25 protein-coding genes are annotated in these 25,285 nt (G+C 27.2%); 16 read left to right on the top strand and 9 right to left on the bottom strand.

Going from position 1 to position 25,285, the window contains the following annotated elements; translation table 11 throughout:
• Complete coding sequence (locus DU473_RS00890) at positions 1 to 756, bottom strand: transporter substrate-binding domain-containing protein (protein WP_131186378.1); 756 nt, start codon at positions 754 to 756, stop codon at positions 1 to 3.
• A gap of 131 nt (positions 757 to 887) precedes the next feature.
• Here DU473_RS00890 and DU473_RS00885 point away from each other — a divergent pair, with 131 nt between their 5' ends.
• On the top strand, positions 888 to 1,262 hold the full coding sequence (locus tag DU473_RS00885; RefSeq protein ID WP_131166147.1) for a YbgC/FadM family acyl-CoA thioesterase: 375 nt from the start codon (positions 888 to 890) through the stop codon (positions 1,260 to 1,262).
• On the opposite strand, the gene DU473_RS00880 is transcribed toward DU473_RS00885, so the two are convergent.
• The 3 genes from DU473_RS00880 to DU473_RS00875 are packed head-to-tail and all read right to left on the bottom strand — an operon-like array spanning position 1,254 to position 3,525.
• Complete coding sequence (locus DU473_RS00880) at positions 1,254 to 2,444, bottom strand: hypothetical protein (protein WP_187347515.1); 1,191 nt, start codon at positions 2,442 to 2,444, stop codon at positions 1,254 to 1,256. The two genes, DU473_RS00885 and DU473_RS00880, sit on opposite strands and share 9 nt — an antisense overlap.
• Complete coding sequence (locus DU473_RS08310) at positions 2,441 to 3,049, bottom strand: uracil-DNA glycosylase family protein (protein WP_187347514.1); 609 nt, start codon at positions 3,047 to 3,049, stop codon at positions 2,441 to 2,443. Before DU473_RS08310 ends, DU473_RS00880 begins: the two co-directional genes overlap by 4 nt.
• A complete protein-coding gene (locus DU473_RS00875) occupies positions 3,046 to 3,525 on the bottom strand; it encodes a GNAT family N-acetyltransferase (protein ID WP_131186377.1) in 480 nt (159 codons plus the stop codon). Before DU473_RS00875 ends, DU473_RS08310 begins: the two co-directional genes overlap by 4 nt.
• 147 nt (positions 3,526 to 3,672) lie before the next feature.
• On the opposite strand from DU473_RS00875, the gene rpmH reads away from it, so the two are divergent.
• The 14 genes from rpmH to DU473_RS00805 all read left to right on the top strand — a co-directional run bounded on the left by rpmH (position 3,673) and on the right by DU473_RS00805 (position 17,603).
• A complete protein-coding gene (gene rpmH, locus DU473_RS00870) occupies positions 3,673 to 3,807 on the top strand; it encodes a 50S ribosomal protein L34 (RefSeq protein ID WP_131163412.1) in 135 nt (44 codons plus the stop codon).
• Positions 3,804 to 4,139 carry a ribonuclease P protein component gene (gene rnpA / locus DU473_RS00865; RefSeq protein ID WP_131186404.1) on the top strand — a complete coding sequence of 112 codons (336 nt, stop codon included), beginning with the start codon at positions 3,804 to 3,806 and terminating at the stop codon, positions 4,137 to 4,139. Before rpmH ends, rnpA begins: the two co-directional genes overlap by 4 nt.
• Positions 4,118 to 4,450, top strand: a complete 333-nt coding sequence (gene yidD / locus DU473_RS00860) for a membrane protein insertion efficiency factor YidD (RefSeq protein ID WP_131163440.1) — start codon at positions 4,118 to 4,120, stop codon at positions 4,448 to 4,450. Before rnpA ends, yidD begins: the two co-directional genes overlap by 22 nt.
• A gap of 11 nt (positions 4,451 to 4,461) precedes the next feature.
• Entirely contained in the window at positions 4,462 to 6,048 is a 1,587-nt protein-coding gene (yidC, locus tag DU473_RS00855) for a membrane protein insertase YidC (RefSeq protein WP_131186376.1), read from the top strand.
• Positions 6,045 to 6,869, top strand: a complete 825-nt coding sequence (locus DU473_RS00850; protein WP_131186375.1) for a Jag N-terminal domain-containing protein — start codon at positions 6,045 to 6,047, stop codon at positions 6,867 to 6,869. Before yidC ends, DU473_RS00850 begins: the two co-directional genes overlap by 4 nt.
• Entirely contained in the window at positions 6,862 to 8,190 is a 1,329-nt protein-coding gene (gene mnmE, locus DU473_RS00845; RefSeq protein ID WP_131186374.1) for a tRNA uridine-5-carboxymethylaminomethyl(34) synthesis GTPase MnmE, read from the top strand. The genes DU473_RS00850 and mnmE overlap by 8 nt, the downstream gene beginning before the upstream one ends.
• Before the next feature lie 16 nt (positions 8,191 to 8,206).
• Positions 8,207 to 10,387, top strand: a complete 2,181-nt coding sequence (gene purL, locus DU473_RS00840; protein WP_131186373.1) for a phosphoribosylformylglycinamidine synthase subunit PurL — start codon at positions 8,207 to 8,209, stop codon at positions 10,385 to 10,387.
• Positions 10,384 to 11,154, top strand: coding sequence for a molecular chaperone DjiA (locus tag DU473_RS00835; RefSeq protein WP_131186372.1), 771 nt, complete (start codon positions 10,384 to 10,386; stop codon positions 11,152 to 11,154). Before purL ends, DU473_RS00835 begins: the two co-directional genes overlap by 4 nt.
• 13 nt (positions 11,155 to 11,167) lie before the next feature.
• A complete protein-coding gene (gene purH, locus DU473_RS00830; RefSeq protein WP_131186371.1) occupies positions 11,168 to 12,703 on the top strand; it encodes a bifunctional phosphoribosylaminoimidazolecarboxamide formyltransferase/IMP cyclohydrolase in 1,536 nt (511 codons plus the stop codon).
• A gap of 71 nt (positions 12,704 to 12,774) precedes the next feature.
• Positions 12,775 to 14,367 (top strand): methyl-accepting chemotaxis protein, encoded by a 1,593-nt coding sequence (locus tag DU473_RS00825; RefSeq protein ID WP_131186370.1) that lies wholly within the window; start codon positions 12,775 to 12,777, stop codon positions 14,365 to 14,367.
• Between the two features lie 11 nt (positions 14,368 to 14,378).
• A complete protein-coding gene (locus DU473_RS00820; RefSeq protein ID WP_131163404.1) occupies positions 14,379 to 14,822 on the top strand; it encodes an META domain-containing protein in 444 nt (147 codons plus the stop codon).
• 54 nt (positions 14,823 to 14,876) lie between these two features.
• Positions 14,877 to 15,854, top strand: coding sequence for an agmatine deiminase family protein (locus DU473_RS00815; protein ID WP_131163403.1), 978 nt, complete (start codon positions 14,877 to 14,879; stop codon positions 15,852 to 15,854).
• Positions 15,851 to 16,771, top strand: coding sequence for a cation diffusion facilitator family transporter (locus DU473_RS00810; protein ID WP_131163402.1), 921 nt, complete (start codon positions 15,851 to 15,853; stop codon positions 16,769 to 16,771). Before DU473_RS00815 ends, DU473_RS00810 begins: the two co-directional genes overlap by 4 nt.
• Positions 16,731 to 17,603: an N-carbamoylputrescine amidohydrolase gene (locus tag DU473_RS00805; protein WP_131186369.1), complete on the top strand. Its 873-nt coding sequence runs from the start codon at positions 16,731 to 16,733 to the stop codon at positions 17,601 to 17,603. Before DU473_RS00810 ends, DU473_RS00805 begins: the two co-directional genes overlap by 41 nt.
• A 17-nt stretch (positions 17,604 to 17,620) precedes the next feature.
• Here DU473_RS00805 and DU473_RS00800 read toward each other — a convergent pair whose 3' ends face one another.
• Both DU473_RS00800 and pta read right to left on the bottom strand, forming a co-directional pair.
• Complete coding sequence (locus DU473_RS00800) at positions 17,621 to 18,808, bottom strand: acetate kinase (RefSeq protein ID WP_131163400.1); 1,188 nt, start codon at positions 18,806 to 18,808, stop codon at positions 17,621 to 17,623.
• 17 nt (positions 18,809 to 18,825) lie between these two features.
• Positions 18,826 to 20,307: a phosphate acetyltransferase gene (gene pta, locus DU473_RS00795; protein ID WP_131186368.1), complete on the bottom strand. Its 1,482-nt coding sequence runs from the start codon at positions 20,305 to 20,307 to the stop codon at positions 18,826 to 18,828.
• A gap of 174 nt (positions 20,308 to 20,481) precedes the next feature.
• Here pta and flgH point away from each other — a divergent pair, with 174 nt between their 5' ends.
• The gene (gene flgH, locus DU473_RS00790) at positions 20,482 to 21,180 is read left to right on the top strand and encodes a flagellar basal body L-ring protein FlgH (protein ID WP_131186367.1); all 699 of its coding nucleotides are present in this window, start codon (positions 20,482 to 20,484) and stop codon (positions 21,178 to 21,180) included.
• Between the two features lie 36 nt (positions 21,181 to 21,216).
• Here flgH and DU473_RS00785 read toward each other — a convergent pair whose 3' ends face one another.
• The 3 genes from DU473_RS00785 to estV are packed head-to-tail and all read right to left on the bottom strand — an operon-like array spanning position 21,217 to position 25,284.
• Complete coding sequence (locus tag DU473_RS00785; RefSeq protein WP_187347513.1) at positions 21,217 to 23,133, bottom strand: motility associated factor glycosyltransferase family protein; 1,917 nt, start codon at positions 23,131 to 23,133, stop codon at positions 21,217 to 21,219.
• An 8-nt stretch (positions 23,134 to 23,141) separates the two neighbouring features.
• Positions 23,142 to 24,563: a Mur ligase family protein gene (locus tag DU473_RS00775; protein ID WP_131166137.1), complete on the bottom strand. Its 1,422-nt coding sequence runs from the start codon at positions 24,561 to 24,563 to the stop codon at positions 23,142 to 23,144.
• Positions 24,556 to 25,284, bottom strand: a complete 729-nt coding sequence (gene estV, locus DU473_RS00770) for an EstV family lipase (RefSeq protein ID WP_131166136.1) — start codon at positions 25,282 to 25,284, stop codon at positions 24,556 to 24,558. The genes DU473_RS00775 and estV overlap by 8 nt, the downstream gene beginning before the upstream one ends.
• Position 25,285 lies beyond the last annotated feature (1 nt).

Here is a 25,285-nt window from a genome sequence, read left to right as displayed (position 1 = left end):
TTATTTTAATTGGTATTTTATTAGTAGATTTTCGTATATGCCATTTTGTTTAAGTTTTTCTAATGTTGTATTAATTTTTTCTATCAGTTCTTTTTGTTTATCTTTGTCAAAAGCAAAGCTAAATCCACTGCTTCCATCATCTTCTTCAAAAAAAGAATTAAGTTCAGGATTTTGTTCTAAATATCCTTTAGCAACATCTTTATCTAAAATAATAGCATCAATTTTTTTGTTTTTAAGAGCTAAAATAGCCACATTTAAATCGGCATTTGCTTCAACTGTTGCATTTTTAATATTTTTGGCAGCATTTTCTTGCAGAGTTCCAAGTTGAACACCTATTTTTTTGTTTACCAAATCATCTTTTGTTTTTAAGCTAATATCGTCTTTTCTCTTAATATAAAGATTTTTAGTCATATAATAAGTATTGCTAAAATCAACACTTTTCTTTCTTTCTTCTGTGACACTCATAGCAGAAGCTATCATATCGATTTTACCAGTTTTTAAAGCAGGGATCAGACCGTCAAAATTCATCTCTACCCAATTTATGCTAATATTTAGATCTTGTGCAATAGCATCTAATAAATCTACATCAAAACCTGTAAGTTTAGAATTTTCTTTATAATCAAATGGTTTATAAGTTGGTTCTATACCAACATTTAAGATTTGGTTTGAGGCTGTATTTTTAGATTTTGAAGAATCGCAAGCACTAAAAAATAAAGCAATACTAAAAAAGAACAAAGCTAAAATTTGCTTTTTCATATTTCTCCTTTAAAAATTTTAAAATAATTTTAATTATATAAAATTTTTTTGATATTTCATAGATAATAATTATTTTTTTATACAAATATAAATAATATTTATATGATAAAAATTTAACTTAAAGGACAAGTATGCAAATTCGTGTTTATTATGAAGATACAGATTCTGGAGGAGTTGTTTATCATAGTAATTATTTAAAATTTTGTGAAAGAGCAAGAAGTGAATTATTTTTTAAAAAAAATATAGATATTTTTAGCGAAAAAACAGGACATTTTTTGGTTACTAAAATAAATTGTCGTTTTCTTAAATCAGCAAAACTTGGTGATATATTAAAGATTGAGACAAAGCTTTTGGATATCAAAAATGTTTCGGTGCTTATAAAACAAGAAATTTTTAGAGATAATGAAAAAATTTTTGATGCTGATTTTACTTTGGCTTTTTTAAAAGACTCTAAAATTTCTAAGATAGATAAAAAGTTAAAAGAAATTTTTGAAGAATTAATGTAATTCTTCAAAGTTTGATTTTAAACCTTTTACAAGCTTTATTTTATAGATAAATTGGGAATTCTCTAATTTTTCTTCAAAAATTCTTTCACTTTTTGGATTTAAAAATTTTGTATAAAAATAATCTATTCCAACACTTGTTGCATAGGCAATCCAATTGTAATCAATATTTTGATTAAAAATTTCATTAAGATAAGAGAGACTGTCATCGTTGTTATTAATAGAATTAGCTATGATAAAATTTTTTCTATCATTAGGTTGAGTTAAGCTAAGAAACACTGGATTATAATTTATTTGAGTAGATAAAAGAACAAAAGGATGAATATCATAAAATCTTAATTGAGAGCTACTTAAAGCTGTTTTGATGAGAGGGGTATTAAAAAATATTGAAGCATCATTTAAACCGCCTTGAGATTTAAAAAGTTTTGCAAAATCAAGTTTATCTCCTTCAATTTTATAAATTCTAGCCTGCTCATTTTGTTTTAGAATTTGAGTGTTTAAATTATTTGATAAAGTGGAATTATCGCTAAAAATTGCTATGTTAGAATTAGAATATTCTAATAATTTTTTAATTTGTTCATTATAATCAATGCTTCCAAAATAAATATTTTCATTGTCTATATTTGTATTATTTTTATGAATTGTTGGTATAAATATCTTTAAATTTCCTTTATAATCATTTAATGCATTAACACCTTTTAAAGTAAATCCTGCTATAAGATATTTATAGTTTTGATTTTCAATTTGTGATAAGGTTTGTTTGATTTTTGCTTCATCTTCTGTGCCAATTAAAAAAACCTTAACTTTAATTTCGGCGCGTTGTTTTAAAAGATAGGCAATACTTGCATTAATTATAGTATTAGAATAGCTTTTAATTGTTTTTTCTGGAACAATGATAGCAATTTTTACAGAAGTGATTTTTTGTAAATTAGTTTCAAAATCAGTAATTGAGTTAAGAAGCTTAGAATAAATATTTAATAAAAATTTATCTTTATTGTCTGCAAATTCGCTTAAAAAACTAAGATACATTCTTGTTTCTAAAAGCTCAAGCAAACAGCTAGAATCGCAAAAATTTGTATCAAGTTTAGGATAAAAATTTTGCACCAAATTCCCTTCTATTAGTTTTTGTTCTTTTGAATATAAAAAACAAAACATAAAAGAGATAATTAAAAGTATTTTTTTCATAAAAATCCTTTAAGTTTTATTAAATCTTCAATAAATTTTTTTTCATAACTTGGATTTTTTTCTATAAATTCAAGTTCAAAACTTGGTAAGATAAAAAAATTTTGATAAGAAAAGATCTCACCACGTAAAATATTAAAATCTTTTAAACCTAAACTTTTAAAAGCATATTCTCCAAGACATAGTAAAATTTTAGGTTGTATGAGATTTAATTCATCGTAAAAAAAAGGCAAGCAAGATTGTAGCGAAAAATCATCATTTTTTCCATAACTAAAGCATTTAAAAAGATAGGAAAAATAAAAGTCCTTCTCTTCTAAATTTAAATATAACTTGAGATATTTTTTGAGCAAGGATCCTTTAGATGAATTTAATAAAATTCCGCTTTCATTTTCGCTTTTGTCTGCATGAGAAGCCAAAATCATTAAATTATTATTTTTTTGTTCTTTTTCCATTAGAGAATGTTTTCTGTTTTTAGAAAAGTGACACAAAGTGCATTGTTTTACATTATTATTTAAATTTTTAAAATTAATATTATATTCCCTTTTATGGGGAAGTTCTTCTAAGAAATGATAACCTATGGCTTTAAGATAATATAAATCTCTAATCATTCTTTGATAATTTTATCCAGTTGATTTTTATTTAAACGATATATTCTCCATTGATCTAAATGAATTGAAGATAGGCTTTCGTAAAATTTAATCCCCTTTTTATTGTTGTTTAGACAAAACCATTCTATTCTTTGCAAATTTTCTTTTTGGCAAATTTCAGCCAAAAAATTAAAAACTTGTTTCCCATATCCTTTGTTTCTGTATTTTTCTTTTAAGTATATATCTTCAAGATGAATTCCATTGCTTCCTAAAAATGAAGAAAAAGTATAAAAGTAGATCATATAACCTATATTTTTATCATTTTCTTTTAACAAAAAAGCTTTAGCTATTTTTGTTTCGAAAATAGAATGATATAATTTTTTTTTATCGCATTTTATTTCATTTTGCATATTCTCATGCAGGGCAAATTCTTTAATTAAATCAATCAAAGTATCTAAATTTTCTTCTTTTAAACTTTGTATTGCAAGCTTTTGCATTTTTATGTCCTATTTATTTTGGAAAATTTCATACAAAATTTATCAAAATAAATTAAAACTAGCTTTAATTAAAAGCAATTTCTAAGTAAGATTAAAATACAATGCTAAATTTATATTATATTATTAAAAATTTAAGGAAAATAGACTATGAAAAGAACTTATCAACCACACAATACTCCAAGAAAAAGAACTCACGGTTTTCGTATGCGTATGAAAACTAAAAATGGTCGTAAAGTTATCAATGCAAGACGTGCTAAAGGGAGAAAAAGATTAGCAGTATAAAAGAATTTTTAAGACTTAATCAGTCTGAAGAATTCTCGCTTATTTATAAAAAAGGTAAAAAATGGCACTGTAAAGGTATTATTATTTTTTATCTTAAAAACCCAGAAAAAAAGGTTGCTTTCGTTGCAAGTAAAAAAGTTGGAAAAGCTGTAATAAGAAATAGATCTAAACGTATATTACGTGCTTTATTTTTTGGTGTAAAAGATAAGCTTGAAGATGGAAAATATATAATGGTTGCTAAAGCAGAAATAAAAGAATTTTCTTTTTTTGAGCTAGAAAAAAATTTAAAATGGGGTTTAAAAAAATTGCAATGTTTAAAAGAATTTGCTTAGTAACAATAAAATTCTATCAAAAAAATATAAGCCCGTTAAAACCAAAGGTTTGTAGATATTATCCAAGTTGTTCAGAATATGCATCTTGGCAATTTCAAAAAAATTATTTTTTATTTGCTTGTTATTTTTCATTTTTGAGAATTCTAAAATGTAATCCTTTTTTTAAGGGTGGTATAGATTATCCTAAGATTTATAAAATAATTAAACATTCAACTTTCTGCTTTAAACCTATTTTTTTAGCCAAAAAAAGACTTAATTTTTTATATATTCCTTGTAAAGACAAGGGTTTTTTTATTATTAAAATAATATAAAGGAATAAATAGTGAATAATTCAAATAATATTTTCGAGCAAAAGCGTATACTTTTAGCGGTAATTATATCTTTTTTATTTTTTGTTATATATGATTATTTTTTTATCCCAAAAAATAATAATATCATTGAAAAAAATATAACTCAAAATCAAACCGTAAATCAAATTCAAGAAAATCTTGCTCCAAATGTAGAAAGTAAAAATATAAATTTAGATTTAAAATCTGACAATCAAAATTCAATTATTTCTATAGTTAAAAGTAGTCATTTTGAAGCACAAATTGATTCTTTGGGAAGGATAGCTGCTTTTTATTTGAAAGATAAAAAATTTCAAGATAAAAATAACGAATTTATTAATCTTGTGTCAAAAGAATTAGCACCTTATCCATTAGAAATAAGATTTAGTGATAGCACTCTTAATCAAGAAGCTTTTAAAGTGGCTTATGTTGCCGATAAGAAAGAACTTTTTATAGATGAAAATGAGAGTAAAACTTTATATTTGACTCAAAAACTATCTGATATTGAAGTAACAAAAAAAATTACTTTTTATTCTAAAGGAAATTATGAAATAGAAGTAAAATTAAATAAAAATGCTAGTTATTTTATTTCTCCTGGATATCGTCCTAATATAGCAGTAGACAGCTATACTGTGCATGGAGCTTTAGTGCTTGATGATAAAGAGACTTTGCATACCCTTGAAGATGGAGATGTAAAACAAGATGAGAATTTTAAAAATGTTTTAATGACTTCTGCTTTTGATAGATATTATGCAACATTTTTTTATAATTTTGACAAACCTTTAAATATCACCATAACTAAAGATTCAAAGAATAATCCTCTTATCTTTGCATATAGCGAAAATGAATTTCAGGCAGGAGCTTATATAGGTTCTAAAGAACATAAAATTTTAAGATCTATTAATCCAAAACTTGAGGCGGTTGTTGAGTATGGTTGGTTTACTTTTATTGCTAAACCAATGTTTGAATTCTTAGATTTTTTACATAATTATATAGGTAATTGGGGTTGGGCTATTGTTGTTATGACTTTAATTGTGCGTATTGTACTCTTTCCTTTAACTTATAAATCAATGATTTCTATGAATAAATTAAAAGACTTAGCTCCAAAAATGAAAGAAATTAGAGATCGTTATAAAGGTGATCCGCAAAAAATGAATATTCATATGATGGAACTTTATAAAAAACATGGGGCCAATCCTATGAGCGGGTGTTTACCGATACTTTTACAAATTCCTATCTTTTTTGCTATTTATCGCGTTCTTTTAAATGCTATAGAGTTAAAGGCAGCTCCTTGGGCATTTTGGATTCATGATTTATCGGTAATGGATCCTTATTTTATTTTACCTATTTTAATGGGCTTAACTATGTTTTTACAGCAACTAATTACGCCTATGAGCATTCAAGATCCTATGCAAGCTAAAATTATGAAATTTTTGCCTTTAATTTTTACTTTTTTCTTTATAACTTTTCCAGCGGGACTTACTCTTTATTGGTTTATTAACAATATTTGCTCTTTGATTCAACAATGGATTATTAATAAAATTTTTCAAAAAGAGCACTCTAAAAAAGAGAGTGTTAAATGATAATTGAAGCAAAAGATTTGCAAAGTGCTTTAACAAAAGCATCTCAAACTTTAAACTGCTCTGTAATAAATCTTGAGTATCAAATTCTACAATACCCTAAAAATGGTTTTTTAGGTATTGGAAGAAAGAATGCTATTATAGAAGCTAATATCAAAAAAAAAATAAAAGATCATAAGCATAAAAAATCTCATAATGATAATGGTTTTGAGAAATCATTTAAAAAAATTGATGAGTTTATGAAAATAGAGTACACTCAAGAGAAAATACAACAAATAGCTCAAGAAAAGCCATCTTATGCAATAAGAAATGAAAAAATTTTTGATGCTTTTTATAAAGAAGAAATAGATTTGCAAAATACAGATAGCATTTTAGAAGAAATTAGAATTCAGCTTATAAACCTTCTTAAAACCTTTGATTTTAAAATTGAACTCACAGAACTTTACATGTATGAAAAAGATTGTATCTTGATTAAATTAGATGGAGAAGATTCTGCGTTAATGATAGGAAAAGAAGCACACCGCTATAAAGCAATTTCTTATCTTTTGTATAGCTGGATTAATGATAAGTATAAACTTAATATTCGTCTTGAAATAGCACAGTTTTTAGAAAATCAAAGTAGGATTATAGAGCATTATTTATGTGGAGTTATAGAAAAGGTGCAACTTCACGGAAGAGCGCAAACTAAACCATTAGATGGAATTTTGATTAAAATTGCCTTAGATAGACTTAGAAAACAATTTCCAGATAAGTATGTGGCTATCAAACAAAACAATGATCAAAAATTTATAATTATTAGTGATTTTTTAAAAAAACATGAATGAAACAATAGTAGCTATTGCTACAGCACACGGCATAGGATCAATTAGTATAGTTAGAATGAGCGGAGAAAAAGCTTTAGAATTTGCTTTGATTTTAACAAATAAAAAAGATCTTAAAGCACGTTATGCCCATTTTTGTAAACTTTATACAAAAAATAATGAATTTATAGATGAGGCTATTGTTATTTATTTTAAAGCCCCATTTAGCTTTAGTGGAGAAGATATAGTTGAATTTCAGCTTCATGGTGGTTTTAGTGTAAGTGAGATTGTGCTTGAAGAGCTTTTAAATTTAGGAGCACGATTAGCTGAACCAGGAGAATTTAGCAAAAGAGCCTGCTTAAATAATAAAATGAGTATTGTAAAGGCTTTGAGTATACAAGATTTGATTTTTTCAAAATCTGCTTTAGCTGCAAAAATTATAGCTAGAAATTTAAATGGAAATTTGGGAGATCTTTTAGAGAAAATAAGAACAGATCTAGTAAAAACTTTAGCTTATGTTGAAACATCTATTGATTATGCAGATGAGGATTTACCTCAAGATTTACTTTTGCAAATTGAAAAGATGTGCGAAGAAAACGCAAGGATTTTGTCTGAAATCTATGAACTTTCTCAAAGTAAAAAAGGTTTAATTGAAGGTTTTAAAATCGCTATTATAGGCAAGCCAAATGTAGGTAAAAGTTCACTTTTAAATGCATTTTTAGGCTATAAAAGAGCTATTGTTTCAAATATCAAAGGAACAACAAGAGATACCATAGAAGAAAGCTTTAAATTAGGAACTCATTTGCTTCGCATCATTGATACTGCAGGTATAAGACAAGGTAAAGATGAAATAGAGTGCATTGGTATAGAATTAAGTAAAAAGAGTATACAAGAAGCAGATATTATTTTAGCGCTTTTTGATGCTTCTAAAGAAATGGAAAAAGAAGATTTAGAGATTTTAAATTTAGCAAAACAAAGTGGTAAAAAAGTTTTTTATATTTTAAATAAAATTGATTTAGAGCTTAAATTTCAAAATAATGAGATAAAAGATTTTATAAAATTAAGCACACAAGATAATATCGATATTTTAAAACAGGAATTAAAAAAATATTTAGATAGTTTTGACACAGATGGAATAATGATCAGTTCTTTAAGTTTAATCGAGGCTTGTAAAAAAGCAAGTCAAGCTATTAGTAGGGCTAAATTTCTTTTAAAGGAAGCAAGTTTAGAACTTTTTGCTTTTGAATTAAATGAAGCCATAAACCAGCTTTCTAAATTTAGCAAGGAATTTGATAGGAGTGAAATTTTAGATGAAATGTTTAGTAATTTTTGCTTAGGAAAATGATGATTGAAGGAATGAAATGGATTTAAAAACTATAAAAGCCCATAAGATTAGTCAAGATGAGTATAAGGAAATTTTAAAAATTCTAAATAGAGAACCAAATCTTTTAGAGCTTGGTATTATTAGTGCTATGTGGAGTGAGCATTGTTCTTATAAGTCGAGTAAAAAATATTTGCAAGGTTTTCCAACTAAAGCCCCTTATGTGATACAAGGGCCTGGAGAAAATGCAGGGGTTATTGATATAGGTGATAACTTAGCGGCTGTATTTAAAATAGAAAGCCATAATCATCCAAGTTTTATTGAACCCTTTGCAGGTGCTGCTACTGGAGTTGGTGGTATAGTAAGAGATGTTTTTACAATGGGCGCAAGAGTTGTAGCTTTAATGAATTCTTTAAAATTTGGCAACATACATGATAAAGAAGCAGGCAAATATCAAAAATATCTTGTTAAGGGTGTTGTAAACGGTATTGCTCATTATGGAAACTGCATGGGAATTCCAACTATAGGAGGTGAGTGTAGTTTTGATGAATGCTTTAATGGAAATATCTTGGTTAATGCTTTTGCTTTAGGAATTTGTAAAAAAGAAGATATTTTTTATGCTAAAGCTGAAGGTAAGGGCAATCTTATCATTTATGCTGGCTCAAAAACAGGTAGAGACGGTCTTGGTGGCGCTGTAATGGCTAGTGATAGCTTTAATGAAGAAAATAAAAGTTTAAGACCTACTGTTCAAATTGGAGATCCTTTTTCTCAAAAACTTCTAATGGAGGCTTGTTTAGAACTTTTTAAGAGTGATTGTATTATAGGAATTCAAGATATGGGAGCAGCCGGACTTACTTCTAGTTCCTTTGAAATGGCTGGAAGAAGCGGTAGTGGTATGAAGCTTTATCTTGATAAGGTTCCAACAAGAGAAAAGGGTATGAATCCTTATGAATTAATGCTTAGCGAATCTCAAGAAAGGATGCTTATTTGTGCTAAGCGTGGTTATGAGAAAAAAGTTTTAGAGATTTTTAAAAAATGGAATTTAGACGCTGTTGTTATTGGAGAGGTGAATGATAGCGGTAAAATGGAACTTTTTTGGCATGATGAGCTAGTAGGAGATATTCCCATTGCTCCTTTGAGTGAGAAAGCACCTATTTTGGATCGTCCTATAAATAAACCTAAGTATTTAGATCAAATTAAAGATTATGAGTTTAAGCTTAAAGAAAATGTGCAAGATATTTTTATAAAAATGTTACAAAATGAAAATATTAATGATAAATCTTATATTTATGAACAATTTGATTCAAGTGTGCAGACTAATACTTTAAAAGCAGATGGAGCTTTAGGGGCAAGTGCTATTTGGATAAAAGAAAATAATAGTGCTCTTAGTATAGGTATAGAATGCAACTCAAGATTAAATTATATTGATCCTAAAAAAGGTGCTGTTTTAGCTGTAGCAAATGCTGGAAGAAAAGTAGCTTGTACAGGAGCTAAACCTTTGGCTATCACAGATTGTTTAAATTATGGAAATCCAGAAAATGAAGAGGTGATGTGGCAATTTGCCAAAGGTTGCGAGGGTATTAAAGAAGCATGCAGAACTTTAAATACTCCTGTTGTAAGTGGTAATGTTTCTTTATATAATCAAAGCAAGGATTTAAATATTTATCCAAGTCCTACTATAGTAAATGTAGGTTTGTTAAAAGATGCAAATAAGCTGTTAAAAAGTGCTTTTATAAATTCTAATACAAGCATTTATTTATTAGGTAAAACCTATAAAGAATTTAGCGGATCTTTGGTTTCTAAGATACAAGATAATGTAGTTAAGGGGAATTTAAAAGATTTTGATTTTGAGGCTGAATTAAAACTTTGGAAATTTTTAGAACAAGCTTGTGATCAAGAAATATTAGAATGTGCAAATAGTGTCGGTGTGGGTGGGATAGCAATGACTTTAGCAAAAATGTGCGCTATCTCTTGTGTAGGTTTAAATTTAAAAACTTCTTTTAACGACAAAGCTTTGCTTTTTGAAGAAAGTCCAACTAGGGCAATAGTAGGTGTTAAAAATGAAGCAAATTTTTTAAAGCTTATAGATTCAATGGGAATTCCATTTTTTAAATTAGGTCAAACCACTAAAGAGGAAAAATTTATTTTAGATGATATTTCTTTAGATCTTAAAGAACTTAAAAAGATTTATTTTTCAAATTTTAGGGAAATGTTATTATGACTTTAATTCTTATAATATGTGTTATTTTGGTATTTTATTGGTATTATAAAACTTGGAATAAACAGGATTTTTTAAATTCTACTGCTCGTGGTGCCAAAGGTTTTATGCGAGGTTTTGCTAAAGGGATTATGGAAGAAAGAATTGATGAATTTAGAAAAAAAATGAATTATTATGTTATAGCTTTATTGGCAAAAATTGCAAAAAGCGATGGTAGAGTGAGTCAGAGTGAAGCTGATATGATTTCTCAAATTTTAGATGCCAATGCCAAAGATGAAAGAGAAAGAGAATTTTTAAAAAGTTGTTTTAATGAACATAAAAATAATCTTAATGACGCTTATGAAGTGGCAAGGGATTTTTTAAAAGAACTCCCTTTGCCAAAAAATGAGCGTTTAAATGTGCTTAGAGTTCTTGTTTTTATGGCTTTAATTGATGGAGAATTTAATAATAAAAAGCAAGAAATTTTAAATCAAATTGCTAGAGCTTTTGGAATTTCTGATAGAGAGCTTAAAGAGTTTATTCAAGGCATTAATAATCTTAAAAGTCAGAATAAAACTATAAGCATAGAAGAAGCTTATAGTATTTTAGAGCTTAATACTAATGCAACGCTTAATGAAGTAAAAAAACAATATCGAGTTTTGGCTAAAAAATATCATCCTGATATTTTAAATGCTAATAATGTTTCTAAAGAAGAATTAGAAAAAGGGGTGCAAAAATTTCAAAAAATTAACGAAGCTTATGAAAAAATTAAAAAACATTTAGAACAATAAACAAGGAAACAGTATGAAAAGGGCATTATTAAGCGTAAGCAACAAAGAGGGTATAGTAGAATTTGCAAAAGAACTTAAAAATTTAGAATTTGAAATTCTTTCAACAGGTGGAACTTTTAAACTTTTAAAAGAACAAGGTATCAAGACTACAGAAGTAAGTGAGTTTACCAAAAGTCCAGAGCTTTTTGAAGGACGTATAAAAACTTTACATCCAAAAATACATGGTGGGATTTTATATAAAAGAGCTGATTTAAGGCACCAAGAAGAAGTAAAAAAATATGATATTAATAATATAGACTTAGTTTGTGTAAATTTATACCCTTTTAAAGAAACAACGCTTAAAACAGATGATTTTGATGAGATTATTGAAAATATTGATATTGGCGGTCCTACTATGATAAGGAGTGCTGCTAAAAATTATAAAGATGTTTTGATTGTTTGTGATGTTAAAGATTATAAAAATGTGATTGAAAGTATAAAAGAAAAAAGAGATAATGAAATAATGAGACGCAATTTGATGATTAAAGCTTATGAGCATACTGCAGATTATGATTCTTATATTGCTAATTATATGAATGAACGCTTTAATGGTGGTTTTGGGGAAAGTAAATTTATTGTAGGACAAAAAGTATTTGATACAAAATATGGAGAAAATCCACATCAAAAAGGCGCTCTATATGAATTTGATCATTTTTTTAGCAGCAATTTTAAAGCCTTAAAAGGAGAGGCAAGTTTTAATAATTTAACAGATATTAATGCGGCTTTAAATTTAGCAAGTAGCTTTGGAAAATCTCCTGCGGTTGCTATTGTTAAACATGCTAATCCTTGTGGTTTTGCTATAAAAGAAAATCTTCTTCAAAGTTATATCTATGCTTTAAAATGTGATAGCGTAAGTGCATATGGAGGAGTAGTGGCCATAAATGGAACCTTAGATCTTGCTTTGGCCCAAAAAATTAGTGAAATTTATATAGAAGTGATTATAGCAGCCAATGTTGATGATGAGGCTTTAAGTGTTTTTGATAATAAAAAGCGTATTAAAATTTTTACTCAAGAAAATCCTTTTTTAATTTGTAGTTTTGATAAATATGATTTTAAACATATTAATGGTGGTTTTGTTTATCAAAATAGTGATGCAGTAGATATAAATGAATTTAAAAATGCTAAATGTGTGAGTTCAAGAAAAGCTAACGAAAACGAGTTAAAAGATTTAGAAATTGCTATGAAAATTGCTGCTTTAACAAAATCAAATAATGTAGTTTATGTAAAAAATGGTGCTATGGTGGCTATTGGTATGGGAATGACAAGTAGAATTGATGCGAGTAAGGCCGCTATTGCTAAAGCTAAAGAAATGGAGCTTGATTTAAAAGGTTGTGTTTTGGCTAGCGAGGCATTTTTTCCATTTAGAGATAGTATAGATGAGGCTAGTAAAATAGGAGTAAAAGCTATAATTGAACCAGGTGGAAGTATTAGAGATGATGAGGTCATAAAAGCAGCTAATGAGTATGAAATGGCGCTTTATTTTACAGGAGTAAGACATTTTTTACATTAATATTTTATTAATTAAAAATTTATAAAATATTAAAATTAAAAGACTATATTAATATTTTGGAGAAATAATTAATGTTTAAAAGTATGGGTTTTAAAGTTTCAATTTCTATGTTTTTTGTTTTATTAATTAGTTTTATTATTGTACAAGTAGTTTTAAATTTAGATTTTAAAAATACTGCAAATAAAATGAGTCAAGCTAATTTAAAAAGTATTAGTGTTTCTGTCTTTCAGACAATGAGAATGGCAATGAATTTAGGAGATCCTGAGCAAATTCAAGATGCTATTAAAGAAGCAAAAAAAATAGAAGGAATTAGTGATATTAAAATTTATCCATCTAAAGACACTATAGATCTTTTTAATATTAAGAATCCTCTTACTTCAAATGAAAAAGTTATTTTAGATCAATTTAAAAACCCTCAAGTAAAATCTTTAAAAGAGGAGATTAATAATATTAATCATTTAAGATTAATCCGCCCTTTAATAGCTGATCAAACTTGTGTTACATGTCATGCTAATGTTAAAGAGGGTAGTGTTATAGGTGTTATGGATGTGTACCATTCTTTAGAAGGTATTGAAAAGGATATTGCTAAAACTAGTCGTTCTTATATTGTTATATTTGGTTTAGCTTTAGTTTTGACGCTTATTATTGCACTTGTAACTTTTAAAGTGGTTGTTGGAAATCCTATATTAGAACTTTTAAAACATGCTAAAGAACTTGCGCAAGGGAGTGGAAATTTAAAAACTAGGATTAAAGTTAAAGGGCAAGATGAAATAGCAAAGGCTTGTGATTATATTAATCAATTTATAGAAAAAACACATAAAACAGTAAGTGGTGTAAATTTAAGTTCTAAAAGTGTAGAACAACAAAGTGAACTTTTAAATTCAAACGCCATTTCTCTCAATGACAATTCTATTTTAAGTCATCAAAAAATTGATTCTAGTTTTCAATTGGGAGCGAGTATTGGATCTGATTTAACCGAGTTGGCTAACTTATCAGGTGATGCAAATGCTGCAAATGATAAATCTTATAAACTTTTAGAACAGATGCTACAATCTTTATTTGAAGTAGCACGTAAAGTTACCGATGTAGCAGAAAATGAAAATAATTTAGCCAAAAAAGTTGAAAATATGGTTTTACAGGCAAAAAATATTCAAAAAACTACACAAATGATGGATGAAATTGCAGACAAAACCAATCTTTTATCTTTAAATGCTGGAATTGAGTCTGCAAGAGCAGGAGTTTTTGGTAGAGGATTTTCTGTTATTGCTGAAGATATTAGAACACTTGCTAGTAGTAGCGAAGAGTTTTTATCTAATGTTGCAACTATTACAAAAGAACTTTTAGATAGTATAGAGGAAATAGCTAGCGAATTAAGAAATAATTCTCAAAGTATACATTCTTTACACGAAAATACAAATTTACTTGTAAATGATGCCAATGAAGTAAAAATTTGTAATCAAGATTCTAAAAATCTTGCAATCTTATGTGCAAATAAAATAAAAACTTGTCAAGAAAACATACAAGATTTATTAATGAGAATGCAAGAAAATGTTGAAGCAAGTGAAAAAAATGAAGAAATTTCTAAAATTTTACTTCAAGTTGTAGACGAATTAAAACTAGTATGTCATAATCTCGAAAATGAATTAAAACAATTTCAAATTTAAAAGGATAATTAATGAAAAAAACTTTCCAATTGGCTTTAGCTGCGGTTTTATTTGCTGGATGCGCATCAAGCAAGATATCAACAAAGGAAAATAATATGTCTGTTGAAAATTTGCCTCAAAATACAATTTTAAAAATTGAAAAAATAGTTGTAAATGGTAAAACCTTTAGTCCTAAAAATACAGAAGAAGATCCAAATATAAGCTTTGATAATAATAAATTTTATGGTTATTCAGGTTGTAATCGTTTTTTTGGAGCTTATCAAAGTGATGGAAAAGTTCTTACAGTTGAAGGAGATCGTGTAGCTTCTACTCAAATGTATTGTCATCCTCAAGATGTAATGGATTTTGAAAATACCTTTTTGTCTAATTTTAAGGGAAAATTCAAAATTTCTAATGAAAATGGAAAATTTATTTTAATTAACGATAATGGAGCAATGAAAATCTTTTTTAAATAAATATTTTATTCATTAATGATAAAATAAACCTTTGATTATTAAAAAAGGTTAAAAATGATAAAAACAATTGCTGAATGGAGTGAGCAAGAGTATCTAATTCTTGCACTTCCTCATAAAAATACAGACTGGAAACCTTATTTAGACGATATCCTTAAAGCTTATGAAGAATTTATAAAAGCAGTTATTCCTTTTCAAAAGGTATTATTAATTGCTCCTTCTAAGGAAGATTTTACCCCATTTTTATCTCTTGATAATGTTGAATTTTTTATTTGTGATACTAATGATACATGGATAAGAGATTATGGGCCTATTGGAGTTGTTGAAAATAATCAATTAAAGGCTTTTGATTTTACTTTTAATGCATGGGGCAATAAATTTCAAAGTTATTTAGACAATCAAGTAAATACTAAACTTTTTTTAGAAAAATTTAAAGAAAAATTAGAAAAAATTGATTTGATTTTAGAAGGTGGTAGTATAGATTTTAATGGTAAAGGTGTAATGCTTACTACTTCAAATTGTCTTTTAAATTCAAATAGAAATTCTCATCTTGATAAACAAAAATTGGATGAAAAATTAAAAAATATTTTTGGCCTTGAAAAAATTATATGGCTTGAAAATGGATTTATACAAGGTGATGATACGGATCACCATATTGATACTTTAGCACGTTTTATTGATGAGAAAACTATAGCTTTTTGCACTTGTGAAGATGAAAAAGATATCCATTACCAACCATTAAAAAAAATGAAAGAAGAACTTTTAAGAACGGAATTTAACCTTTTGGAACTTCCTTTGCCTAAGCCTTTGTTTTATGATGGAAGAAGACTTGGTGCTACTTATGCAAATTTTGTTTTTATTAATAATGCCTTGATTGTGCCTTTTTATAAAGATAAAAATGATGAAATTGTTGCCAAAAGATTAAGCAAGGCATTGCCTAATAGAGAGATTATAGGAGTTGATGCAAGGGTATTTTTAAGACAAAATGGCTCTTTGCATTGTTCTTGTCAAAATTATTTTAAGAATTTAAAATGAGTTTACAAAAAAAAGCAACTATTATTGCAAGTTTTTGTGCTTTTTTTCTTGCCCTATGTAAATTGATTATTGGTTTAATGAGTGGTTCTATAGCCATTCTTTCTAGTGCTATTGACTCTATGGTAGATTTTATTATCTCAGCTTTTAATTTTCTGGCTATACGTAAAGTGGCTCAAAAACCAAATGAAAATTATAATTTTGGTTACGGAAAACTCGAAGCTATTATGGGTTTTATTGAAGGCTGTTTTGTAGCTGGAATTGGTATTTTTATTTTTTATCAAAGCGTTTTAAAAATTTATTATCAAGAAGAGATACAAAATATTAATATCGGTATTTTTGTTATGCTCTTTTCTTTGGTTTTAACTTTTTGTTTAGTTGTTTTTTTAAGTTATGTAGCTAAAAAAACGAAAAGTTTGATTGTAGAGAGTGATTGTTTGCATTATAAAAGTGATTTGTTAACTAATTTTGCAACACTTTTGGCGCTTATTTTAATTTATTTAACGGGTTATTTTATTATAGATGCTTTGTTTGGTATAATTGCAAGTTTTTATATAGCTTTTAGCGCCTTTAAAATTATAAAAAAGAGCACAAGTTTATTAATGGATGTAGCACTTGAAGAAAATAAAGTTGAAAAGATCCGAGAATTAATTAAAAAGAATAAAGAAATTATAAGTTTTCATCATTTAAAAACCCGTAAAAGTCCAAATATGAATTATCTTAGTGTTCATCTAGTTTTTTGTCCTATAATTTCTTTATATAATGCGCATAAAATTTCAGATGAACTTGAAATGAGTATTAGAAAAACTTTTAATGATGAAAAATGGGATATTCAAATTCATCTTGATCCTTATGATGATCAAGAACAGGAGGAAACAAATGAAAATAGCTTTAATACAACAAAAATTTCATCAAAATAAACAAGCTACCATAGAAAAAACTTGTGATCTTATAAAAAAAAGCGCTAAAGAAGGAGCTCAGCTTGTTTGTCTTTGTGAGCTTCATCAAGGTGAATATTTTTGCCAAAGTGAAAATGTTGATTTTTTTGATTTAGCCAATGATTATGAAAAAGATCTTGAATTTTGGTCCAAGGTAGCTAAAGAAAATAATATAGTTTTAATAACTTCTTTATTTGAAAAACGCAGTGCTGGACTTTATCATAATACAGCTGTGGTTTTTGAAAAAAATGGAAGTATAGCTGGAAAGTATAGAAAAATGCATATTCCAGATGATCCTTGTTTTTATGAAAAGTTTTATTTTACTCCAGGAGATCTAGGATTTGAACCTATAAATACAAGTATTGGAAAATTAGGAGTATTGATTTGTTGGGATCAATGGTATCCAGAAGCAGCAAGATTAATGGCTTTAAAAGGAGCTCAAATTCTTATATATCCAACGGCAATAGGTTGGTTTAACAAAGATGATGCAGAAGAAAAACAAAGACAACTTGATGCTTGGATAGGTATTCAAAAAGGGCATGCTATTGCAAATGGTTTGTATGTAGTAGCAATTAATCGCGTAGGTTTTGAAAAAGATAAAAGTGGAGTAGAAGAGGGTATAAATTTTTGGGGAAATTCTTTTGTGATAGGGCCTCAAGGAGAAGAGCTCTTTAGAGCTGATGAAATAAGCGAATTGTATAAAGTTGTAGACATTGATCAAAAAAGAAGTGAAAATGTGCGTCGATGGTGGCCTTTTTTAAGAGATAGACGTATAGAATATTTTAGTGAGCTTAGTAAAAGATTTATTGACTAAGCAAAACCCTAAAGGTTTTACTTAGTTATAAGTTTTTGAGTAATTTTTGTTATTTCTAGTTCTTCATCTGTAGGGATAACAAGAATTTTAATTTTAGAAGAATTTTTGCTAATGTCTCTTTCTTTTTTTGATCTTTCATCATTTAGTTTTTCATCAAGTTCAAATCCTAAATGCGAAAGCTTTTCACATACAAGTTTTCTTACTAAATTTCCATTTTCTCCAATACCACCTGTGAAAATTAAAGCATCTGTTCTTGGTAATATTGCCAAATAAGAGCCTATGTATTTAATAAGACGGTAGCAAAACATATTAAGAGCGAGTTCGGCTCTTTTGTCACCTTTTTCGATTTGGTTTTCTATATCTCTAAAGTCGTTAAAACCACAAATTCCATAAACTCCGCTTTTTTTATTAACTAAAGTATCGATTTCTTGCATGCTAAGATTTTGTGTTTGTGCTATAAAAGGTAAAATAGCTGCATCAATATCCCCGCATCTTGTTCCCATGATAAGACCTTCTAAAGGAGTAAAACCCATTGAAGTATCTACACTTTTTCCATTTTCTATAGCACAAACACTTGCACCATTTCCAAGATGAGCACTTATAGCATTGAAACTATTGTAATCTTTATTTAAAAACGAAGCAGCTTTTTTGCTTACATAAGCATGAGAAGTTCCGTGAAAGCCATATTTTTTAATATTATATTTTTCATAATACTCATAAGGCAAAGCATACATTGAAGCAAATTCTGGCATTTGTGAGTGAAAAGCTGTATCAAAAACAGCTACATTTTTAACATTTGGAGCAGCTTTTATCATTGTTTTGATTCCTGCTAAATTTGCAGGATTATGCAAAGGTGCAAAAATGCTAACTTTATCAATTTGTTCTAAAACTTTATCATCAATCAAACAATGTTCGCTAAGTTCTTTTCCTCCATGAACGATTCTATGACCACAACCATCAAGCTCACTAAGATCGGTTAAAATTCCTGATTCTTTGAAAAGTTCATTTGTAATTTTTAAACCTTCTTCATGATTTTTAATATCAACCTTTTTTTCGAACTCTTCGCCTGTTAAAGTATTTTTTAATTCAACCCTTGAGCCATTTTCTCCTATTTTTTCTATTAATCCACTCGCTTTTACAACTTCATTATCAAAAAGTTTAAATTTGATAGAAGATGAACCTGAATTTAAAACTAGAATTTTCATTTTTTCTCCTTTATTTATTATTGTGCTTGAACTGCACTTAAAATTACTGTGTCTACAATATCATCAACTAAGCAACCTCTGCTTAAATCATTAACTGGTTTTTTAAGACCTTGCAAAAGCGGACCTATAGCTAAAGCATTGGCAGTTCTTTGAACAGCTTTGTAGCATATATTAGCAGCATTTAAATCAGGAAAGATGAAAACATTAGCATATCCTGCTATTTTTGAATGAGGCATCTTACTTTTTGCTGTGCTAAGATCATATGCTGCATCAAATTGTATAGGACCTTCGATAGCTAAATCAGGATATTGTTCTTTAGCGATTTTTACCGCTTCTTTAACTAAATCAACACTCACACCTTTTCCGCTATCTCCACTAGAATAAGAAAGAAAAGCGATCTTTGGATCTAGTCCAAATGCTTTAGCGCTTAAAGCACTGACGTAAGCACTTTGTGCTAATTCTTGAGGGGTAGGATTTGGATTTACGGCGCAATCAGCAAAAGCTAAAACTTCATCTTTTAGCCCCATAAAAAATATCCCAGAAACCGAACTAATTCCTTCTTTTGTTTTAATGATTTGCAAAGCAGGGCGTATGGTTTCAGCTGTAGTTGTAGAAGCCCCGCTTACCATTGCATCAGCTTTTTGACTATGAACAAGTAAGGTGCCAAAATAAGTTCTATCTTTTATTAGTTCTTTAGCTTGTTCTAGACTCATACCTTTAGCTTTTCTTGCTTCATAAAGCATAGTAGCAAACTCTTCATTAAATATAGAATTTTTAGGATTTAGGATTTGAATTTTACTAACATCAAAATTAGCATTTTTTTTGATTTGTTCTTCATCGCCTAATAAAATAATATTAGCTAAGTCATTTTTAATTAAAATTTCACATGCTTGTAAAATTCTTTGATCATCACTTTCTGGTAACACTACAGTTTTTTTATTTTTGATATTTTTTTTGATAAGTTCATATTTGAAACGATAAGGAGTTAAGAAATCATAAGCCTTTAAAGAATCAAGTTCATTTAAAGTAGAATTTTCATCTATGAGCGCATAATTTTTATTTTTCAATACTTGATCTAAATATTTTTTTGCAAGTATATTATTTTGCGTAATCATTGCAATAGGAGTATTAAGATTTTTAGCTAAATTTACATTTAAGTCTAAAGTATCCAAAATATCAAATTCATTAAAAGATATTATGAAAACTATATCATATTTATTTTTTAATGTTTCATATTTGTCTAAAATAGTATTAAAAAAGATAAATTCATCATTTTTAAATTGTTCTATAGCTTTTGTTAATTCAAAAGCATAAGCTTGATCAAGATCTTGTTGTATGTTAAATTTTTGCATTAAGGCTTGTGTATCTTTAATTTCGTTTTCATTGATAATAGGATAAAAAATTCCTATTTTTTTATTAGAGTATTTTTCTAAAATTTGTGAAAAAATTTTAGAATTTAATTCTTTATTTTTTGATCCAATGATGTAAATTCCAATCATCTTTCTTCTCCTATATTTTTAAAATCAATAGTCTTAATTTAACAAATGTTAACTTAATAGTTAATTTAAACGATAAAAATATTTTTATTTTTGGAACTTTATTTGCTTTTATTTTGCAGAAAGAAATGTTTTATCAAAATTGATTTGGAAAATTTCATATTCAAAGGACAGATAATGAAAAAGAAAATAATTTATATGTTGCCAATTGTATTTTTTGGCTGTAGTGCTACTGTAGACCCACAAATTTCTATGAAACCGCCAGCATATGTTGAAGAATTAGCCCCAAAACAAAGTAACAATATAGAAAGTGCTCCAGGTTCTTTATTTGGCAAGGGTGATAATCCTTTGTTTTCTGATAAAAAAGCTATGAATGTTAATGATCTTGTAACTGTTGTGATACAAGAAAGCACAACGCAAAGTACACAAGCTAATAAATCAACTAGTAGAACCAATACGGCAAATTTAGGTGGAGGGACTTTAACAGGTGGAACTGGTATTGTTGGTAATGCGATTAATAAAGTTAATGCTTACTCTAATATAGGTTTTCAAACCAATAGCACGGCTAATTACCAAGGAACAGGATCGCAAAGTCGTAATGAGAGCTTTAATACAACTATTTCGACAAGGGTGATTAAAATTTTATCTAATGGTAATTATTTTATAGAAGGTTCAAGAGAATTATTGATAAATGGAGAAAAGCAAATTATACAACTTAGCGGAGTTATACGTCCTTATGATATAGGTCAAGATAATACCATAGACAGTCGCTATATAGCTGATGCTAAAATTCTTTATAAAACCGAAGGCGAAGTAGATAGAAGTACAAGAAAACCTTGGGGAAGTAAAGTTATAGAAGCTATTTGGCCATTTTAATTAAAAAGATTAAACCAAAAAAGGTTTAATCTTTAATTAAATTTTTAAGATTCTTTTTTCTAGATTTCTTATTGTAAACTCATTTTTTAAGTCATTGATGCTTTGTTCTAATAAATTTTTCAAAATTTCCATTTGAGAATGTATAAGAGTAAATAAATACAAATGATCTTCTATCCATAGATTTTTTTTAGCTAAAACTTCTTCTTTGTTGATTGGATTAAATACAAAGATTTTTGCTAGATTAAATTCAAATTGATTGATAGTGGAGTAAAAAGCCATGTATATGCTAGAGTGATTATTTCTAATCTCATCTATTTTTAGCTTAACTTCATCGATATTTTGAATAAGTTTTTGATATAAGTTTTCATCATGTTCTAATTTAAGATTTAAAAAATCATTATTAAGCAATTTTAGTTCTTTGTTTAGATAGTCTGTGAAAGTATTACATTGTTTTAAAAGTTCTTTTATCTTAACGTAAGCTTTTAGCAAGTATTCATTTTGTTTTGCTGTACTAGGTGTTGGTATTTCTTTAAAATTTTTTGTATCCTTTAATAAATTCTCGCAAGTGGTTTTAAAACTTTGTTCTATACTTCCTTCTATCCTAGCACCTCCTTCGGTGCAGTTATATACTTTAATATGAAAATTTTTAGCTATATTTTTCTCAAAAGTTATCCTAAAGACATTCCAAATTTCTTGTGTATAGACTAAACCTTTTCCACCATAAGCTGTGGTTTGAAGTTCAAATTTTATATCGTTAGGATCTTGTTCATCATAAGCTCCATATAAATACTCTTTAGGATGAGAATTTCCTTCTTTACTATAAGCTAAATCCTGTCCTATTAAAATAATATTTTTATGATTTAACATCAAAGCTAAATCATAACACATATGTGCAACACTATGTCCTTGCCCAAGACTTAAAATTTGTTTAAATTGAAAATTGTTAAAAAACATATCTTTTGGAGTTAAAATATATTTTCTATAAGGATTGCTTTGGATAAAATTTAGAGTTTGTGGATGAGTAAGTGTGCTTAATATAAATAAAATTCCTTGATCAAATTCTTTAAAATCATTATCAAAAAATTTAGAAGTTGCAAGAACTCTTTCTGTGGATAGAACATAATCTGGTTTAATACCATGCTTTGCTAAAATTGTATAAGAACTATCAGCACAAAAAATAGAAGCTTTAGAAGCATATTTTTTAAGCAAAGGTAGTTGTTTTATGAGAGAAGGGCCTGTTGAAACTATAATGGCGTTTTGCATTTTATCTTTTCTTGCTTTTATAAGATCTAATAAAGAGGAATTACTAAGCATAGAAGAAAGATGTTTGAGATTGTGTTTGATTCCAATTAAGCCATCTTCTGGATCATTTCCTTGTTTCATAAATATATCTTTAATTAATCCTGTAAATTTTTTGTTTATTTTTAAAATATTTTCTTGATAATTTTGTTCATAAAATTCAGAATGAATGTCTAAAAAATATACTCTTAGAAATTTAAAATAAGGCTCTGTTTGACTAAGGAGTGAAAGATCATAAAAAAAATTTTTTTCGCAAGGATCGAGTATGGTTAAACCAGAAAGCTCTTTAGAAAAATCGATAGCATTAAATAAAGCAAAGAGTAGGGAGATATTAGGTTCAAAAATAACAATTTTTTGATGATTTTTATTTTGTAAAAGAATTTTGTATAAAATTCCATTTCCAAAGCCATAAAAATAAAGCACAGGGTATAGATAATATTTATGATTATAAAGTTCTAATTTTTCTTTTAATTCTTCTAAAGGATTTTTATATATACCCCCCCCCGTTGTATTATAAAGATTAATATCTAAATTATCCTTTCCTTGTGAAATATAAAATTCATTTTTAAAATGAGCATCTTCTTTAAGCTTAAGGAGTTTCTCTTTTAAAGTGGGGTTATTAAGAGTATTGATATTTTTATAAAAAATTTCCATATTTATCCTTATAAATAACTTGGCGCATCATTGGAAAAAAGTATTAAGTCTTTATCTTTTGTTTCTTTAGCTAAAATTCCAATAAGTTCTGATTTTTCTTTTAAAAAAATACTTGGAATTGTAAGCGTATCTTTGAAAATTTCTTGATTTATTTTAGCACTAATTATAACTAAATCAAAACATTCATTAATTATTTTTGCAAGTTTTATATTTTCTTCTTTATCTACTTCAATAATACCAGGTGTTATTAAAATTTTACGACCTTTATATGTCTTGCAAAGTCTATAACTTTCGCTCATTCCTTTAAAATTTCCATTAAATCCATCATCTATAATAAATTTAGGCTTTTTTGAGAGTACTTCCAAGCGATGTTTAACTGGTTTTATTTTAAGAATTTGTGTCTTAATTTTTTCTAGGCTAAGTCCTAAAAAATTAGCACAAAGTATGCAAGCGCAAAGATTTTGAGCATTAAAAGAGCCTAGTATAATACTTTTAAAAGAGTGTTTTTCATTATTTAATAAAAGATCAAAATTTATTCCTTCTAAAGAGGCATCGACTTTTAAAATTTTTTGATCATAAAGGCTTATAAGTTCATTTTCGCTTTTTTGAGTGCTTGTGTGTAAAAATGCTTTTTTAAGTTTTTTAGAATTTAAAGCTTCTAGTTTTGTTTTTCTTGTGTTTTCTATATTTTTAAAATATTCTAAATGAGCATTTCCAATTTCTCCTATAATGCAAATTTGTGGCTCTAAAAGTTTGGTAATTTCTTGTATATCTCCTTGATTTCTAGCGCCTGCTTCTGCTATATAAATATCAAATGTTTCATTAAGATTTTCATTAATATCGCGTATTATACCCATAAAAGTATTGACACTTTTTGGGGTTTTGTATACTTTAAAATCATCTTTTAATAAAGTATAAAGAAAATTTTTAATACTTGTTTTTCCAAAACTTGCTGTAATAAGTATTATGGTAAGTTTTTTATTGTTTTCAATTTTTTTCTTTGCTTGAGAATAAAAATATTTTACCCCGAAAAAATCATAAATTTTTAAGCCAATTAGGGCACAAGGCAAGCTTAAAAGATTGAATAAAAATGATAGATGAAAAGATAGTAAAGCAAATAAAGCATTAAAAATAAATACAAGGATAAAAAATATTTTAACTTTTTGAGTAAAAACAAGTTTTTTGTCTATTTTTTTATTCCAAAAATATAGGATAATAATATGAACTATGAAATAAAATAAAGAATAAAGCGGAAAAGCTAAAAATAAAAAATAAGGCAAAAACAAAAAATATAAATGCCATAAAGGCTTATGATAATGAAATACAATGCGTTTTAATTTATAAGAATACCATTGTAAAGCACTAATAAGATAAAAAGCAATGCAAAAATTAAAAATTAAAGTATTAAGATAGTAAATTATATTAAGCATTGTTAATCCCTTTTATTTTTTTAGCAATAAAATCAGAGTGTTGTAAAAAGAAAAAATGATCTCCATCTAAAGGGTAAAATTTGCTATTTTTTATGAGAGAGTGGATAAGTTCTCCACTTTTTAAAGGAGTGTCTTTATCATCATTGCCCCAAAAAATCAATGTTTTAGCTTTTTGATTTTTAAAAATGGCTTCATAATTTTCATCTACAACTTTTTTAAAAGTTTCATACATCAAACTATCCATATGAGCTACATCTTTACTAGCAAAAAATTTATAAAAAGAATTTAAACCTAAAGATTTAAAAAATTTAAAAATATAGATTTTTGTTTTTATTTTTAGGGATTTTTTAGGAACTATTCCAGCGCTTGAGAGTAGTATTAATATTTGATTTTCTTGACAAAGCAGGGTGCTTAATTTTCCTCCAAAAGAGTGCCCTAAAAAAATATCAATATCTAGTTTTTTTTGGATTAGAAATTCTTTGATAATTAAAGCATAATCGTAAGAATTTAGAGCCTCTTCTATGCTAGATTTTCCAAAACCAGGTAAATCTAAATAAATTTGACAAAAAGAATCTAGTTTTTTTTCAAAAGCTTGTTTCATAAGTTCTTTATTGGCCCCCCAACCATGAAGAATTAAAATCTTAAGTTTTTTATCTTGATTAATAAGTTCGTAAGAGAGCTCGTATTTTTTCTCTTTAAATGTTATGCTAGTTAATGCCATT

The organism is Campylobacter novaezeelandiae, from assembly GCF_004323845.1.
GTDB lineage: Bacteria > Campylobacterota > Campylobacteria > Campylobacterales > Campylobacteraceae > Campylobacter_D > Campylobacter_D novaezeelandiae.
This window is presented reverse-complemented; position numbering and strand designations above follow the sequence as displayed.

Coding starts and splice junctions, on each gene's coding strand:
- DU473_RS00890 (WP_131186378.1), bottom strand. CDS start 756: ATGAAAAAGCAAATTTTAGCTTTGTTCTTTTTTAGTATTGCTTTATTT.
- DU473_RS00885 (WP_131166147.1), top strand. CDS start 888: ATGCAAATTCGTGTTTATTATGAAGATACAGATTCTGGAGGAGTTGTT.
- DU473_RS00880 (WP_187347515.1), bottom strand. CDS start 2,444: ATGAAAAAAATACTTTTAATTATCTCTTTTATGTTTTGTTTTTTATAT.
- DU473_RS08310 (WP_187347514.1), bottom strand. CDS start 3,049: ATGATTAGAGATTTATATTATCTTAAAGCCATAGGTTATCATTTCTTA.
- DU473_RS00875 (WP_131186377.1), bottom strand. CDS start 3,525: ATGCAAAAGCTTGCAATACAAAGTTTAAAAGAAGAAAATTTAGATACT.
- rpmH (WP_131163412.1), top strand. CDS start 3,673: ATGAAAAGAACTTATCAACCACACAATACTCCAAGAAAAAGAACTCAC.
- yidD (WP_131163440.1), top strand. CDS start 4,118: ATGTTTAAAAGAATTTGCTTAGTAACAATAAAATTCTATCAAAAAAAT.
- DU473_RS00850 (WP_131186375.1), top strand. CDS start 6,045: ATGATAATTGAAGCAAAAGATTTGCAAAGTGCTTTAACAAAAGCATCT.
- mnmE (WP_131186374.1), top strand. CDS start 6,862: ATGAATGAAACAATAGTAGCTATTGCTACAGCACACGGCATAGGATCA.
- purL (WP_131186373.1), top strand. CDS start 8,207: ATGGATTTAAAAACTATAAAAGCCCATAAGATTAGTCAAGATGAGTAT.
- DU473_RS00835 (WP_131186372.1), top strand. CDS start 10,384: ATGACTTTAATTCTTATAATATGTGTTATTTTGGTATTTTATTGGTAT.
- purH (WP_131186371.1), top strand. CDS start 11,168: ATGAAAAGGGCATTATTAAGCGTAAGCAACAAAGAGGGTATAGTAGAA.
- DU473_RS00825 (WP_131186370.1), top strand. CDS start 12,775: ATGTTTAAAAGTATGGGTTTTAAAGTTTCAATTTCTATGTTTTTTGTT.
- DU473_RS00820 (WP_131163404.1), top strand. CDS start 14,379: ATGAAAAAAACTTTCCAATTGGCTTTAGCTGCGGTTTTATTTGCTGGA.
- DU473_RS00815 (WP_131163403.1), top strand. CDS start 14,877: ATGATAAAAACAATTGCTGAATGGAGTGAGCAAGAGTATCTAATTCTT.
- DU473_RS00810 (WP_131163402.1), top strand. CDS start 15,851: ATGAGTTTACAAAAAAAAGCAACTATTATTGCAAGTTTTTGTGCTTTT.
- DU473_RS00805 (WP_131186369.1), top strand. CDS start 16,731: ATGAAAATAGCTTTAATACAACAAAAATTTCATCAAAATAAACAAGCT.
- DU473_RS00800 (WP_131163400.1), bottom strand. CDS start 18,808: ATGAAAATTCTAGTTTTAAATTCAGGTTCATCTTCTATCAAATTTAAA.
- pta (WP_131186368.1), bottom strand. CDS start 20,307: ATGATTGGAATTTACATCATTGGATCAAAAAATAAAGAATTAAATTCT.
- flgH (WP_131186367.1), top strand. CDS start 20,482: ATGAAAAAGAAAATAATTTATATGTTGCCAATTGTATTTTTTGGCTGT.
- DU473_RS00785 (WP_187347513.1), bottom strand. CDS start 23,133: ATGGAAATTTTTTATAAAAATATCAATACTCTTAATAACCCCACTTTA.
- DU473_RS00775 (WP_131166137.1), bottom strand. CDS start 24,563: ATGCTTAATATAATTTACTATCTTAATACTTTAATTTTTAATTTTTGC.
- estV (WP_131166136.1), bottom strand. CDS start 25,284: ATGGCATTAACTAGCATAACATTTAAAGAGAAAAAATACGAGCTCTCT.